This is a genomic window from Streptomyces sp. NPDC056580, assembly GCF_042793175.1.
Classification (GTDB): Bacteria; Actinomycetota; Actinomycetes; order Streptomycetales; family Streptomycetaceae; genus Streptomyces.
Genome location: NZ_JBHTVE010000005.1, coordinates 102,072 through 116,056 on the forward strand (window position 1 = coordinate 102,072; position 13,985 = coordinate 116,056).

Here is a 13,985-nt window from a genome sequence, read left to right on the forward strand (position 1 = left end):
ACATTGGTGCTTGATCAAATTATCAGGTATTGATCGTGAATTACTTCACGAATTCCTGGACGCGCCGGAAACAGCACGAAAGGCCCTGCTCAGCAGGGCCCTTCGATGCGCTGTGCGCTGCGCGCTCCGCGCGATGTTCGGGTGCGGCGCGCGGCGCGCGGGTTCAGGCGAGGGTGACGGCCGGCGGAACGGTGGTCGGCCAGCTCATGCGGATGAGTCCGCCGTCCCGGCCGGTGGTGACCTCCACGTCGTCCACGAGGCCGCTGATGACCGCGAGGCCCATCTCGTCCTCCTCGGCTTCCACGTCCGCGTCCGCTGCGGCTCCGCCGGCCACCCGCTCGGCGGGGACGGCGTGCGGCGCCTCGTCGCCGACCTCGATGGAGAACTGTTTCTCCTCTTCGATCAGCGCGACCTTCACGGGTGCCGTGATGGCGTTGACCTGGTGCAGTCCGACGGCGCGGGAGCAGGCCTCGCCCACGGCGAGGCGCACCTCGTCGAGTACGGCCTCGTCCACTCCGGCCCTGCGTGCCACCGCTGCCGCCACCAACCGGGCGGTGCGGACGTGCTCGGGCAGCGCGCTGAAGCGGAGTTCGACGGTGGCCATGCATCCCCCTCGCGACTACGGGCGTGCGGTCCGGGGGCGGGACCGCCGAGAGCCCGCACCCCCTGCTGTACTCATGGCCCCGGACTCACCGGCCCGGGGCGGGGCCGACCGATGTCCGGACCGGCGAGCGGCCCGGACCAGGTGACCGGCCCGGTGTCAGTCGGTGGCCGCCACCGCTTCCTCGACCGAGGTGTGGATCGGGAACACCTTGGTGAGGCCGGTGATACGGAAGATCTTCAGAATGCGCTCCTGGTTGCAGACCAGGCGCAGCGAGCCCTCATGGGCACGCACCCGCTTCAGGCCGCCGACCAGCACGCCGAGCCCGGTGGAGTCGAGGAAGTCCACGCCCTCCATGTCGACGACGAGGTGGAAATTGCCGTCGTTCACCAGCTCGACCAACTGCTCGCGCAGCTTGGGCGCGGTGTATACATCGATTTCGCCACCGACCTCGACGACCGTACGATCGCCGACGGTACGGGTCGACAGGGACAGGTCCACGGATCCTCCAGCACCTTGCTATCGAGCGGTCGCCCCTCGGGACACCGGCCTGCGGCCCTCGGGACGCATCGCCAGCCGCGATGGCATTCAATCACTTACCGGCAGGCGTGCACGACGCCTTGGCTCCATTGTCCGTCACGCCGGTGACACACTCGGTGCCGATGGCCAAGAATCACCGATCCGATCGACCCGTGGCGGACCCGGCGTCCCGCCCGTCTCCGAGCACCCTTCTGGACCGGCTCGCCTCCGGGCCGAGCCGATCCGCGCGCATCACTCATACGGAGCACTTGCCCCCGCGTGCGGGTCGGCATGCCGTCTGGCCTGACCGGATTCGCTCCGAGGTGATCGCCGCGGTGCAGGCGTGCGGCGTCGAGCACCCCTGGGCCCACCAGGCGCTGGCCGCCGAGCACGCCCTGGACGGGGACTCGGTGGTGGTCGCCACCGGCACCGCCTCGGGCAAGTCCCTCGCGTACCTCGTGCCGGTCCTGTCGACGCTCCTGGACGGCTCCGAGGCGCCCAACGGCCGCGGGGCCACCGCCCTGTACCTGGCTCCTACCAAGGCACTCGCGGCGGACCAGTGCCGAGCGGTGAAGGAACTTTCACAACCTTTGGCCAGTGCCGTTCGCCCAGCCGTGTACGACGGCGACACACCGTTCGAGGAACGGGAGTGGATCCGCCAGTACGGGAACTACGTACTGACCAATCCCGACATGCTGCACCGGGGGATACTGCCCTCCCACCCCCGCTGGTCCTCCTTCCTGAAGGCGCTCAAGTACGTCGTCATCGACGAGTGCCACACCTACCGGGGTGTGTTCGGCTCGCACGTCGCCCAGGTCCTGCGCCGGCTGCGCCGCCTGTGCGCGCGCTACGGAGCCTCGCCCGTCTTCCTGCTGGCCTCCGCGACCGCCGCCGAGCCCGCCGTGGCCGCCGGCCGGCTCACCGGTCTGCCGGTGGTGGAGGTCGCCGACGACGCCTCCCCGCGCGGGGAACTGGTCTTCGCCCTGTGGGAGCCCCCGCTCACCGAACTGCACGGCGAGAAGGGAGCACCCGTTCGGCGTACCGCCACCGCCGAGACCGCCGACCTGCTGACCGATCTCACCGCGCAGGGCGTGCGCTCGGTCGCCTTCGTGCGGTCCCGGCGGGGCGCCGAGCTGATCTCGGTGATCACCCAGGAGCGGCTGGCCGAGATCGACCGCTCGCTGGCCCGGCGTGTCGCGGCCTACCGCGGCGGCTACCTCCCCGAGGAGCGCCGTGCCCTGGAGCGCGCCCTGCACTCCGGCGAGCTGCTCGGACTCGCCGCCACGACGGCCCTGGAGCTGGGCGTGGACGTCTCGGGCCTGGACGCGGTCCTGATCGCCGGATACCCCGGCACGCGCGCCTCCCTGTGGCAGCAGGCGGGCCGCGCGGGCCGCTCCGGACAGGGGGCCCTGGCGGTGCTGGTGGCCCGCGACGACCCGCTGGACACCTTCCTCGTCCATCATCCCGAGGCACTGTTCGACCAGCCGGTGGAATCGACCGTCCTCGACCCCGACAACCCGTACGTCCTCGCACCGCACCTGTGCGCCGCCGCGGCGGAGATCCCGCTGACCGAGGAGGACCTCGACCTCTTCGGACCCGCCTGCGCCGGGCTGCTGCCGCAGCTGGAGGCCGCGAAGCTGCTGCGCCGCCGCACCCGGGCCTGGCACTGGACGCGCCGGGAGCGGGCCGCCGACCTGACCGACATCCGCGGCGCGGGCGGCCGGCCGGTGCAGGTCGTGGAGGCGGGCACGGGCCGTCTGCTCGGCACGGTCGACGAAGGCGCCGCGCACTCCGCGGTGCACGAGGGCGCCGTGCACCTGCATCAGGGCCGCACCTATCTGGTGCGCTCCCTCGACCTGGAGGACTCGGTCGCGCTGGTCGAACAGGCCGACCCGCCGTACTCGACGGTCGCCCGGGACACCACGTCGATCTCCATCCTGGAGACGGACGTCGAGATCCCCTGGGGCTCCGGCCGGCTCTGCTACGGCTCCGTCGAGGTCACCAACCAGGTGGTCTCCTTCCTGCGCCGACGGCTCATCACGGGTGAAGTGCTCGGTGAGACGAAGCTCGACCTACCTCCTCGTACGCTGCGCACCCGCGCGGTGTGGTGGACGGTCACCGAGGACCAGCTGGACGAGGCACGGATCACCCCGGAGATCCTCGGCGGCTCCCTGCACGCCGCCGAACACGCATCGATCGGCATGCTCCCCCTGTTCGCCACCTGCGACCGCTGGGACATCGGCGGGGTATCGGTCCCGCTGCACCCGGACACCCTCCTGCCGACCGTGTTCGTCTACGACGGCCATCCGGGTGGCGCCGGCTTCGCGGAGCGCGCCTTCCACACGGCCCGCGACTGGCTCGCCGCGACCCGTGAGGCCATCGCCTCCTGCGAGTGCGAGGCGGGCTGCCCGTCCTGCATCCAGTCCCCCAAGTGCGGAAACGGCAACGATCCGCTGCACAAGAGAGGGGCGGTACGGCTCCTCACGGTGCTGCTGCGGGAGGCTCGGGAGGCCGCCGAGGAGAAGCCGCGGGAGGAGTCGGAGCCGCAGGGCTGAGGTGATGTTCCCGATCAAGCCGGCGATGATCGGGCAAGCGGCCTGGTCCCGTGGCCGGCCCCGCCGCAGGAGGCAGAGGGCCGGGCGGACCGGCTCTGGATCTGACCTCAGCCGCGAACGGCCCGCGCCCCGAGGCCGCGGTGACATCCGAGGTCTCACCCTCGATCACGCATCGAACCAGCCGGACTCCCTGGGCCGCCGCCACCCGTTCCGCCCGGGCGCAGGCGCCCGCGGTGCCCTCGGCCCAGTGGTCCGCTGCGGCGAGCGCCGCCAGGTCGGCGCCGCCGGCCGCCCGGTGCCTGACCACGACCGCCTGCCCGAGGGCGAGCACGACGCCGAAGACCACGCACAGCACGGTGATCACCCCGACGCTCCAGACGGTGGCCGACCCGCGATCCGAGCACCGGAGTCCGTCCCGGGGTCCATGTCGCCGGCGCCTCATGGCCCCGGCTCCCGCGCGGCCCCGGTCACCGCACTCGCGCCGGCGCCCGTGCCCACGCCGGCACCGACACGAGTCCCGATACCAGTGCCGTCTCCTGTCCCGCTGCCAGCGCCCGTCCCATTGCCCGCGCCGGTTCGGGTGCCCGCGCCCGCGCCGGTTCCGGCGCCTGTACCGCTGCCCGTGTCAGCCCCAGCGCCGCTGCCCGCGCCACTGCCCGTCTCAGCCGTTGCGCCCGTCCCGGCGCCGGTGCCGACGGTCTCCTCCGCCGCTGCCACAGCGTCCGCTCGGACCTCGAACGGAAGTCCGGTCAGCAGCGGTGGTCTGGCCGCCACCGTCACCCGGACCTGGTCGCCCTCACGGCTGACCGTCACCCGGGCTCCGCCCGGCGCCGCCTGCCGGGTCACCTCCATCACCGCGGCGGCCGGGTCCTGCCGGGCGGCGGACCGGGCGCCGGTGCGGGCGGCGTCCACGCACTGGATCTGGGCGGCCACCACGAGCAGCCCCCAGACCAGCGCCATGGTGAACGCCACCAGCACCGACAGCACCACCGCCGACTCCGCGGTCACGAACCCGCTGTCCGGCTCACCGTCACATCCGCGCACTGAGCGCCCGCTTCACGATGGCCTGCAGTTCCGCCTTGACCTGGCCGCTGGTGACGACCTCGTAGAGCAGCAACGCGAAGCCGACCGCGGCGATGATCCCCATCGCGTACTCCGAGGTCACCATCCCCGTGTCCGTGCGCCATCGTTCCCGCACCGATTTCCACAGCTTCCCAGCCTTCTCGCACACCTTGAACTCCTCTCGTTCCAGCCTTCTCGTCGCTTTCGGAACCGCGTCGTCCGTCCGCGTCCGGCGTCATCACCGGCGCCACCGGTACGTCCGCTACCGCGTCCACCGCCCTGCCGTCAGCCGCCACCCCCTCCCACCGCGCCGCCCGCCAGCCCGATCACCACGGGCAGCACACCGATCGCGATGAACGCGGGCAGGAAGCACAGCCCCACCGGTGCGGAGACCATCACGGCCGCTCTGCGCGCCCGGACCGTGGCCGCCCTGGCCCACTCCGCGCGGGCGTCCGAAGCGAGGCGGGCGACGGGGCCCGCGGCGGGCAGACCCGAATCGCCGGCCCGTTCCAGCAGCCGGGCGAGCGCTCCGGCGGCGGGCAGCGCGGCCAGCCGGCGCCAGGCGTCGACCGGTTCGCCACCGAGCCGTACCTCGGCCGCACCCCGCTCCAGCGCCTCCCCTACCGGCCCCGCGAGGGCCTCCCCCACCGCCTGGGCGGCGACCACCGGACCGGCGCCGGCCGCGATGCAGGCGGCCAGCAGATCGGCGGCAAGGGGAAGTTGGCGGGCCGCGAGCCCGGTGTCGACCTCCTCCGCCGGGCCCGCACCGGCCCGGCGGAGCCGCCACCGCCACAGCCCCGCGCCGACGGCGAGAGCCACGACCGCACCGGCCGCGCCCCCGGCCAGCACCCAGGCCCCGCACATCGCGCCGGCGACCGGCAGCCACCGCCGCATGGTGTCGCCGGCCCGGAAGGGCGGGCCGGACCCGGCCTTCACCACGTCCAGCAGTTCGGCCACCCGGCGCCTGCCCCGCCGCCGGCGCCGGGCCATGACCAGCCATCGGGTCGCCCAACCCGCAACGAGCAGGACAGCCGCGGCCGTCCCCAGCCTGTGGACGACTTCCGCGCTCATGCCGCCTCCGCTCCCCGCACGATCCGCCGCGCCCACCACACCCCGGCGCCCTCGAACACCGCCCCGGCCACCAGGCAGCCCAGCCCGGCCCCGCTGTGCAGCAGCACCCGCAGCGGGTGGGCGCCCATGGCCGATCCGAGCAGCAGCCCCAGGGCGGGCAGCACGGCGAGCAGCAGCGCCGTCGCCCGAGCCCCGGACAACTGAGCTTGCAGATCCGCCCGTTGGTCGCGCTCGGCACGCAGGGCCCCGTCCAGCCGGTCGATGCCGTCCGCGAGCCCGGCGCCCTGGTCCACGGCCACCCGCCAGCAGGCCGCGAGCCCCAGCAGCCCCTCGGCGCCCGGTTGCCGGGCCGCGACGGCCAGCGCGCCCGGCACATCCCCGCCGAACCGCGCGGCCGCGACCACGCCGGCCTGCGCCTCCCCGAGCCCGCCGGAGTCCCGGGCGGCTCGCAGCAGTGCCTCACCGGGCTGCCTGCCGGCGCGCACCTCCCCGGCCAGCACCCCGCACAGGCCGATCACCGCGTCCGCGCGCCGCTCCCCGGCCCGCCCGGCCTCCCGGGCCAGCCGCACCCGGCGCAGCACCGGCACCCCGGCCGCCCCCGCGACGACCGGAATCACCGAGGCGCCCAGCAGGGCGAGCAGCAGCCCCGCCGCGAACGACCACCATTCGGGCCGCAGCCGTCCCCGCAGCCGGCGCAACTCCCCGGCGGCCCGCTCCCAGGAGGGCGGGCCGGCCGCCACCCCCGCGCCGCCGGCCAGCAGCAGCCGCGCCCGCCGCACCCCGTGCTGCCGTCCGCCCAGCAGCCAGGCCGCCGCTCCGACACAGGCCGCCGCCGCACCCATCGACGCCTCACTGCTCATTTCCCTCGTTCCTCTCGTCCCGCTCGCTCCCGCACCCGCCGCTCAGGAGCTCCCGCAGCCGCTCCCAGCCCCGCTCCCGGGTGAAGGCCCGCTCGCCCCAGCGGAGTGCCGGCACTGTCCGCACCAGCCCCGAGGCGTCCCGTTCCAGCACGTGCACTTCGGCGATCCGGCGCCGCCCGGACCGGTCTCGTACCAGGTGGAGCACCACCGACAGCGCGGCCGCCAACTGGCTGTGCAGTGCCGCCCGGTCGAGTCCCGCCGCCGTACCGAGCGCTTCCAGACGGGCGGGCACGTCGGCGGCGGCGTTGGCGTGCACGGTCCCGCAGCCCTCGTGGCCGGTGTTGAGCGCGGCCAGCAGGTGCACCACCTCCAGGCCCCGCACCTCGCCGATGACCAGGCGGTCGGGGCGCATCCGCAGCGCCTGGCGGACGAGGTCCTCCAAGGTCACGAGGCCGGCGCCCTCCTGGTTGGCGGGCCGGGTCTCCAGCCGTACGACGTGCGGGTGGTCCGGTCTCAGCTCCGCCGAGTCCTCGGCGAGCACGATCCGTTCGCCGGGTTCGACCAGGCCGAGCAGCGCACTCAGCAGGGTCGTCTTGCCGCTGCCGGTGCCTCCGCTGACCAGGAAGGACAGCCGGGCCGCGAGCAGTGCCCGCAGGATCCGGTCCCCGCCGGGCGGCACGGTGCCCGCCTCGACCAGTTCCCCGAGCGTGAAGGCCCGGGGCCGCACGACGCGCAGGGACAGGCAGGTGCAGCCGACCGCCACCGGCGGCAGCACCGCGTGCAGCCTGGTCCCGTCGGGCAGCCGGGCGTCGGCCCACGGCCGTGCGTCGTCCAGCCGGCGTCCGGCCACGGCGGCCAGCCGCTGCGCGAGGCGCCGTACGGCCGCCGCGTCCTGGAAGGCCACCGGGGTCAGTTCCAGGCCGCCGCCGCGGTCCACCCACACCCGGTCGGGGGCGGACACGAGGACGTCGGTGACGCTCGGATCGGCGAGCAGCGGCTCCAGCGGGCCGGTCCCGACGAGTTCCGACCGCAGTTGCTCGGCCGCGCCCAGGACCTCGGCGTCACCCAGGACCCGGCCCTGTTCGCGCAACGCCTGGGCGACGCGCGCCGGGGTCGGTTCGGCGCCGCTCTCGGCCAGTCTGCGGCGGACCCCGTCCAGCAGGGCGGTGACGTCGGCCCGTTCGAGCCCGGGCAGGGTCATCGGGGGCCTCCCGCCTCGACCAGCGCCTGCTCCCAGAAGGCGGTGCAGAAGCGGGCCAGCGGGCCGCGGCCGGTCACGGCGGGCGGCTTCCCGGTACCGTGCGCACGCTGCAGGGCCGGTTCCACGGGTACCTCACCGGCCAGGGGCAGCCCGAGCAGCCGGGCGATCTCACGGTCGTCGAGACCGGGCGCGTACGGCCCGCGCACCGCCACGCGAAGGTCCCTCACGACCATGCCGAGCGCCGAGGCGACCCGGCCGGCAGCCGCGACCGCCCGCAGATCGGCCGGGACGACGAGGAGCGCGAGATCGAGCTGGGCGAGTGCTTCGGCGACCCCGTCGTCCAGGCGGCGCGGGAGGTCGACCACGACCGTGCCGCCGCGCCGGCGGGCGGCGGCGAGCACGGCCCGGACCGCCTGGGCCGGGACGGCCACGCAGTCGCCGCGGTCCCAGCTGAGCACGCGCAGCGAGTGCAGCCGGGGCAGCGACTCCTCGAGCGCGCCGCCGCCGACCCGGCCGCGGGATGCGGCGAAGGCGGGCCAGCGCAGCCCCTCGGCGCTCTCCCCGCCGAGGAGCACGTCGAGTCCGCCGCCCAGTGGATCGGCGTCGACGAGGAGGGTGCGCAGCCCCTCGCGTGCGGAGGTGACGGCCAGCGCGCAGGCCAGTGTGGACGCGCCGGCCCCGCCCCGGCCGCCGACGACCCCGACGGTCAGGGCCGGGCGGCCGACGCCCTCGGCGACGTCGGCGATGCGGTCGACCAGCCACTGCTCACCGTCGGGCAGCATCAGGACGTGGTCGGCGCCGATCTGGACGGCCCGCTTCCACACCCCGGAGTCGTCCTGGTCACGGCCGACCAGCACCACTCCGCGCCGGCGTGCGGCTCCGCGCACCCGGCGGGCCGCGTCGTCGCCGACCAGGACGAGCGGGGCCGCTTCCCAGCCGCCGCCGTGATCGGGTACGCCGTGATGCACCTCGGGTGTGGCGCCCGCGGCCGCGCACAGGCGCAGCAGATCGTCCAGGAGGTCCGCGTCCTCGGTGACGATGAGCGGCCGTCCCGGCCGGCCTCCGGTGGCTGACGGCGGCTCGTGGGCGACGGTTCCGGTCATGTGCTCCCCCTTCGCATGTGTTCCGCGCGGCCTCGGCGGCCCCGCGATTCCCGAAGATGTGAAGAGCCGGCAAGGGGCGTCCTTTGCGGGACGACAGAAACCGGCCATAGGCACTCCGGCAATCAGAACCGGCCATGAACTCGTGGCCGTCGGAGCGCGTGGGAATCACGGTGCAGCGATCCGGGAAATCGTGTGGATCTTGGTCGAAAACCGTGGATGACTCAGGGGTTGTGAATATCGCCGTCACCCATACCGGCGACCCCTGTTCCGGCTTCCCCGGAAGCCCCTGCGGGACTTCCTCAGAGCAGCGCTTCAGTTACACTGCGTGACCAAACCCAGGCGTGGCGAGGCGCGGTCGAGCCGTGCACAGCCGACCGCGAGACATGTTGAAAAGAGAAGAAAACCCGTCCGGACATGCGACGACCCCCGCCGGGGGGGAGAGCGGGGGTCGTCCCCACGGCCGACTCGGGGGGGGAGGAGTCGGACCGGGTTAGCACGGTCGCGAACGATCCGTGACTTCCATGGTGTACCCGAGAGCCTTCTCAGGCAAACCCACACGCCCCACCTTACGCCGAATGGTGGGCGCCTATGCTCAGGGGCGTGGAAAACCACTCCTTGCCCCGCGCAGCGGCCTTCTTTGACCTGGACAAGACGGTCATTGCGAAGTCGAGCACGCTCACCTTCAGCAAGTCCTTCTACCAGGGTGGCCTGATCAACCGCAGGGCCGCACTGCGAACCGCGTACGCCCAGTTCGTCTTCCTGGCCGGCGGTCTCGACCACGACCAGATGGAGCGGATGCGCCAGTACCTGTCCGGCATGTGCCGGGGCTGGAACGTCCGGCAGGTGAAGGAGATCGTCGCCGAGACCCTGCACGACCTGATCGACCCGATCATCTACGACGAGGCCGCGTCCCTCATCGAGGAGCACCACACGGCCGGACGCGACGTGGTGATCGTGTCCACCTCGGGGGCCGAGGTGGTCGAACCGATCGGGGAACTGCTGGGCGCCGACCGGGTGGTGGCCACGCGCATGGTCGTCGGCGACGACGGCTGCTTCACCGGGGAAGTGGAGTACTACGCCTACGGCCCGACCAAGGCCGAGGCCGTCCGGGAGCTGGCCGTGTCCGAGGGGTACGACCTGGACCGCTGCTACGCCTACAGCGACTCTGCGACCGATCTGCCCATGCTCCAGGCGGTCGGGCACCCGCACGCCGTGAACCCCGACCGCGCGCTGCGCCGCGAGGCGGTCGCCCGCGGGTGGCCCGTGCTGGAGTTCGCCCGGCCGGTGCGGCTCAAGCAGCGGCTGCCGGGCTTCTCCGTACCGCCCCGCCCGGCCCTCGTGGCTGTGGCGGCCGTCGGAGCGGCGGCCGCGACCGCGGGCCTCGTGTGGTACGCGAGCCGGCGCCGGAGCACGACCTCCTGACCGTTTCGCACCTTTTACAGCCGAAAGTAAAGATGTGCGGGCAGGGGTTCCGCTTGCCCCGGGGGTGCAGTACAAAGGTTTCAGGCCCGCGAGACCAAAGGACATCCGCGAGGATCCCCTACCACTACGCACTGGCCCCACGGACCCCCGCACGAACACCGGGCACCCACGCGACGTCGACCCGTCGATTACGGGCCAGCCGCACCAGGTGACGGGCAAAGTCCCCGACCTGATGGGCACATATCGAGGACGCTTGGTAACCCGGTGAGCGTGCCAGCGGCGGTACGAGTTACTCGTACCGCCGCAACCCTGTCCGGGCCCCTTCGAGGGGCCTTTCGCACATGTCCGCGGCCTGCGACTCAGGCGGCCCCGCGCTGCAGCGCCTCGCACACCGCGGTGGACTCGCGCGCTCCCAGCTCGATCGCACGGCCGCAGTGGGCGATCCAGGCCGCCATGCCCTCGGGGGTGCCGGAGACGTACCCCTCGAGCGCGGCCTGGTAGGAGGCGCGGCCCAGTTCGGCGTGTCCCACCTCGGCCGGGCAGACCGCCTTGGGGTCGAGACCGCTGCCGATCAGGACGATCCGCTCGGCGGTGCGCGCGACCAGCCCGTTGTGCGAGGTGAACGGGCGCAGCGCGAGCAGCTCACCGTGCACCACGGCAGCGGTGACCAGGGCCGGCGCCGCAGTGCCCGCGATGATCAGGTCCGCCAGTCCCTCCAGTCGGCCCGAGACCTCCTTTGCGTCCGGCAGCGGCAGCTCGAGCAGGGGCTCGTCGACCGGCTCGCCCGCCTGGCGCGGCCGGCCCACCTCGTCGCCCTGGGTCGCGGCGGCCACCAGGTGCAGCCGGGCCAGCACCCGAAGCGGCGACTGCCGCCAGATGGACAGCAGCTGTCCCGCCTCGGCCGTCAGCCTCAGCGCCGCGCCCATGACCATCGCATCGGCGTCGACGCCGAAGTCGGAACGCCGGCGCACCTCCTCCAGGGCCCAGTCGGCGCCGGACAGTGCCGCGGAGCCGCGGGCGCCGCGCAGGGCGGCCTCGGAGGTGATCTCGTTGCTGCGGCGCCGCATGACCCGGTGCCCGTAGACCCGGTCCACGGCCTTGCGCACGGATTCCACGGACTCGGCCACGCCGGGCAGCGAGCCCAGGGCCGCGAGCGGATCGGCGGTCGCGCCTGTCGTACTCATGAGTACGACACTACGCACCCCGCCGCCCCACCCCACGAAGGAGTGGTCTTCTTCACTTGGCCTGACACGTACAGCTATCAGTTGACTACTGTTGGTGAACATGAAAATTGCTTTCGTCGGGAAGGGCGGCAGCGGCAAGACCACGCTCTCCTCCCTCTTCATCCGCCACCTAGTGGCTGCCGGCACCCCGGTGCTCGCCATCGACGCCGACATCAACCAGCACCTCGGTCCCGCACTCGGGCTCGACGAGGCCCAGGCGGCCGCGCTGCCCGCGATGGGCGAGCGGCTGTCGCTGATCAAGGACCACCTGCGCGGCACCAACCCGCGCATCGCCTCCGCCGCGACGATGATCAAGACGACTCCGCCCGGCGAGGGCTCGCGGCTGGTCCGGGTGCAGGAGCCGAACGCGGTGTACGACGCCTGTGCGCGCCCGGTGGAACTCGACGGCGGCGCCGTCCGTTTGATGGTCACCGGCCCCTTCACGGACGCCGACCTGGGGGTCGCCTGCTACCACTCCAAGACGGGAGCGGTGGAGCTGTTCCTGAACCACCTCGTCGACGGACCCGACGAGTACGTCGTGGTCGACATGACGGCTGGTTCGGACTCCTTCGCCTCCGGCCTGTTCACCCGCTTCGACATGACGTTCCTCGTCGCCGAGCCGACCCGGAAGGGGGTCTCCGTCTACCGCCAGTACCAGGAGTACGCCCGCGACTTCGGCGTGATCCTGAAGGTCGTCGGCAACAAGGTCCAGGGGCAGGACGACATCGACTTCCTCCGCGCGGAGGTCGGCGACGACCTGCTGGTGACGGTCGGGCACTCGGACTGGGTGCGCGCCATGGAGAAGGGCCGCCCGCCCCGGTTCGGTCTCCTGGAGGAGGCCAACGTCCGTTCCCTGCAGGCGCTGCGGGCCGCCGCCGACGCCACCTACGCATCGCGCGACTGGGAGCGCTACACGCGCCAGATGGTCCACTTCCACCTCAGGAACGCCGAGGCCTGGGGCAACGAGCGCACCGGGACCGACCTGGCGGCGCAGGTCGATCCCGGGTTCGTGCTCGGTGAGGGTCTGGCAACCCCCGTGTGACGCCTACTGCTTGACCGCCGGCGCCCCGGGGACCCCCTTGGGCGCCGGGGCCGGGCGCCCCGCCAGCAGTGAAGCCCAGCCCTGCCGGGGCGCCTCGCCCACCTTCAGGGTGCGCAGCTTGGCCAGCGTCTGCGGGTCCTGCGCGTCCAGCCAGTCCGCGAGCTGGTGGAAGGAGACACAGCGCACCTCGGGCTTGTTGCACACCTCCTTCACCACCTCGTCGACGGCACGCATGTAGGTGCCGCCGTTCCAGGACTCGAAGTGGTTGCCGATGATCAGCGGTGCGCGGTTGCCGTCGTAGGCCCGGTAGAAGCCCTTGAGCAGGCCGTCACGCATCTGGTCGCCCCAGTAGTCGTACATGTCGGGGTCACCCTGGGTCTGCGTGCCGGACTGGTTGACCATGAAGTTGTAATCCATGGTCAGCTGCTCGTAGGTGTGCCCGGGGAACGGGACGAGCTGCATCGACAGGTCCCACAGGCCTTCCTTCTTCTCGGGCCACACCTGGTCGTCGACTCCGCTCGAGTCGTAGCGGAAGCCCAGTTGGCGGGCCGCCTTCCTGAAGTTCTTCTGGCCCTCGAGGCAGGGGGTCCGGGCGCCGATGAGCTCCTTGTCGTAGTCGAAGGGCAGGGGGGCGGCCTTCTTCGTGCCGGTGTTGGTCCGCCAGCCCTTCACGAACTGCTTGGCCTGGGCGACCTCGCTCTCCCACTCCTTCACCGACCACTCGCCGACGCCGCCGTCGGGGCCGCAGAAGTGGCCGTTGAAGTGGGTGCCGATCTCGTTGCCCTCCAGCCAGGCCAGCCGCACCTGCTTGAGGGTGTCGGCAATGCCCTGCGCGTCGTTGAAGCCGATCTCCGAGCTGCCCGGGGCGTGTTGCGGCGGTCTGTAGAGCTCGCGCTTCTCCTTCGGCAGCAGGTACACGCCGCTGAGGAAGTACGTCATCGTCGCGTTGTTCTCCTTGGAGACCTTGCGGAAGTGGGAGAACAGCTTCTGGCTGTCCTCCCCCGCGCCGTCCCAGGAGAACACCACGAACTGAGGAGGTTTCTCACCGGGCTTCAGCCGCTCGGGCACGGGCAGGTGCGGCTGCCCGCCGGTGTAGGCGGTGGATCCGTCGCCGATCAGCCGCAGCACGCTGTTGGGCGCCGGCGCCCCCTGCCGCGGGCCGGACGCCGCTTCCTTCGGGCCGTCGCCGCCGGACGAGCAGCCGGCCAGCGACGCGGTACAGGCCGCGGCGACCATGGCGCCCACGGCGATCCTCTGGGTGGCGGCCATCTTCCGCCTCACCTTCTTCCTTCTCTCAGGCCAACGCTGATGAGGGCGTTCTCAGGT

Annotated in this window: 12 protein-coding genes and 2 pseudogenes; 3 read left to right on the plus strand and 11 right to left on the minus strand. The window is 72.8% G+C overall.

What is annotated here, in order from left to right:
- Positions 1-163: 163 nt before the first annotated feature.
- Both ACFQ9Z_RS11790 and bldG read right to left on the minus strand, forming a co-directional pair.
- The gene (locus ACFQ9Z_RS11790) at positions 164-604 is read right to left on the minus strand and encodes an ATP-binding protein (protein WP_383014749.1); all 441 of its coding nucleotides are present in this window, start codon (positions 602-604) and stop codon (positions 164-166) included.
- Positions 605-760: 156 nt separating this feature from the next.
- Positions 761-1,102, minus strand: coding sequence for an anti-sigma factor antagonist BldG (bldG, locus tag ACFQ9Z_RS11795; protein ID WP_010986038.1), 342 nt, complete (start codon positions 1,100-1,102; stop codon positions 761-763).
- An 80-nt stretch (positions 1,103-1,182) separates the two neighbouring features.
- Between bldG and ACFQ9Z_RS11800 the strand changes: the two genes are divergently transcribed.
- On the plus strand, positions 1,183-3,675 hold the full coding sequence (locus tag ACFQ9Z_RS11800) for a DEAD/DEAH box helicase (RefSeq protein ID WP_383014752.1): 2,493 nt from the start codon (positions 1,183-1,185) through the stop codon (positions 3,673-3,675).
- 49 nt (positions 3,676-3,724) lie between these two features.
- Here the strand turns inward: ACFQ9Z_RS11800 and ACFQ9Z_RS11805 are convergent.
- From ACFQ9Z_RS11805 to ssd, 7 genes and pseudogenes are all read right to left on the minus strand, one after another.
- Positions 3,725-4,117: pseudogene (locus ACFQ9Z_RS11805) on the minus strand (Rv3654c family TadE-like protein); the annotation flags it as partial.
- Between the two features lie 242 nt (positions 4,118-4,359).
- Positions 4,360-4,683 (minus strand): annotated as a pseudogene (locus tag ACFQ9Z_RS11810) (TadE family type IV pilus minor pilin); the annotation flags it as partial.
- Positions 4,684-4,705: 22 nt separating this feature from the next.
- Entirely contained in the window at positions 4,706-4,906 is a 201-nt protein-coding gene (locus ACFQ9Z_RS11815; protein WP_383014755.1) for a DUF4244 domain-containing protein, read from the minus strand.
- 116 nt (positions 4,907-5,022) lie between these two features.
- Complete coding sequence (locus tag ACFQ9Z_RS11820; RefSeq protein ID WP_383014759.1) at positions 5,023-5,808, minus strand: type II secretion system F family protein; 786 nt, start codon at positions 5,806-5,808, stop codon at positions 5,023-5,025.
- Complete coding sequence (locus ACFQ9Z_RS11825) at positions 5,805-6,668, minus strand: type II secretion system F family protein (protein ID WP_383014761.1); 864 nt, start codon at positions 6,666-6,668, stop codon at positions 5,805-5,807. The genes ACFQ9Z_RS11820 and ACFQ9Z_RS11825 overlap by 4 nt, the downstream gene beginning before the upstream one ends.
- The gene (locus tag ACFQ9Z_RS11830) at positions 6,658-7,869 is read right to left on the minus strand and encodes a TadA family conjugal transfer-associated ATPase (RefSeq protein WP_383014764.1); all 1,212 of its coding nucleotides are present in this window, start codon (positions 7,867-7,869) and stop codon (positions 6,658-6,660) included. The genes ACFQ9Z_RS11825 and ACFQ9Z_RS11830 overlap by 11 nt, the downstream gene beginning before the upstream one ends.
- Positions 7,866-8,972 carry a septum site-determining protein Ssd gene (gene ssd / locus ACFQ9Z_RS11835; RefSeq protein WP_383014767.1) on the minus strand — a complete coding sequence of 369 codons (1,107 nt, stop codon included), beginning with the start codon at positions 8,970-8,972 and terminating at the stop codon, positions 7,866-7,868. Before ssd ends, ACFQ9Z_RS11830 begins: the two co-directional genes overlap by 4 nt.
- A gap of 588 nt (positions 8,973-9,560) precedes the next feature.
- Here ssd and ACFQ9Z_RS11840 point away from each other — a divergent pair.
- Complete coding sequence (locus ACFQ9Z_RS11840; RefSeq protein ID WP_383014771.1) at positions 9,561-10,394, plus strand: HAD family hydrolase; 834 nt, start codon at positions 9,561-9,563, stop codon at positions 10,392-10,394.
- A gap of 359 nt (positions 10,395-10,753) precedes the next feature.
- On the opposite strand, the gene ACFQ9Z_RS11845 is transcribed toward ACFQ9Z_RS11840, so the two are convergent.
- Positions 10,754-11,578, minus strand: coding sequence for an oxidoreductase (locus tag ACFQ9Z_RS11845; RefSeq protein WP_383014774.1), 825 nt, complete (start codon positions 11,576-11,578; stop codon positions 10,754-10,756).
- Between the two features lie 100 nt (positions 11,579-11,678).
- Between ACFQ9Z_RS11845 and ACFQ9Z_RS11850 the strand changes: the two genes are divergently transcribed.
- A complete protein-coding gene (locus tag ACFQ9Z_RS11850; RefSeq protein ID WP_383014777.1) occupies positions 11,679-12,659 on the plus strand; it encodes an ATP-binding protein in 981 nt (326 codons plus the stop codon).
- A gap of 3 nt (positions 12,660-12,662) precedes the next feature.
- On the opposite strand, the gene ACFQ9Z_RS11855 is transcribed toward ACFQ9Z_RS11850, so the two are convergent.
- The gene (locus tag ACFQ9Z_RS11855; RefSeq protein ID WP_383014780.1) at positions 12,663-13,928 is read right to left on the minus strand and encodes a hypothetical protein; all 1,266 of its coding nucleotides are present in this window, start codon (positions 13,926-13,928) and stop codon (positions 12,663-12,665) included.
- Between the last annotated feature and the right edge of the window lie 57 nt (positions 13,929-13,985).

Coding starts and splice junctions, on each gene's coding strand:
- ACFQ9Z_RS11845 (WP_383014774.1), bottom strand. CDS start 11,578: ATGAGTACGACAGGCGCGACCGCCGATCCGCTCGCGGCCCTGGGCTCG.
- ACFQ9Z_RS11855 (WP_383014780.1), bottom strand. CDS start 13,928: ATGGCCGCCACCCAGAGGATCGCCGTGGGCGCCATGGTCGCCGCGGCC.
- ACFQ9Z_RS11790 (WP_383014749.1), bottom strand. CDS start 604: ATGGCCACCGTCGAACTCCGCTTCAGCGCGCTGCCCGAGCACGTCCGC.
- ssd (WP_383014767.1), bottom strand. CDS start 8,972: ATGACCGGAACCGTCGCCCACGAGCCGCCGTCAGCCACCGGAGGCCGG.
- ACFQ9Z_RS11850 (WP_383014777.1), top strand. CDS start 11,679: ATGAAAATTGCTTTCGTCGGGAAGGGCGGCAGCGGCAAGACCACGCTC.
- ACFQ9Z_RS11825 (WP_383014761.1), bottom strand. CDS start 6,668: ATGAGCAGTGAGGCGTCGATGGGTGCGGCGGCGGCCTGTGTCGGAGCG.
- ACFQ9Z_RS11820 (WP_383014759.1), bottom strand. CDS start 5,808: ATGAGCGCGGAAGTCGTCCACAGGCTGGGGACGGCCGCGGCTGTCCTG.
- ACFQ9Z_RS11830 (WP_383014764.1), bottom strand. CDS start 7,869: ATGACCCTGCCCGGGCTCGAACGGGCCGACGTCACCGCCCTGCTGGAC.
- ACFQ9Z_RS11840 (WP_383014771.1), top strand. CDS start 9,561: ATGCTCAGGGGCGTGGAAAACCACTCCTTGCCCCGCGCAGCGGCCTTC.
- ACFQ9Z_RS11800 (WP_383014752.1), top strand. CDS start 1,183: ATGGCATTCAATCACTTACCGGCAGGCGTGCACGACGCCTTGGCTCCA.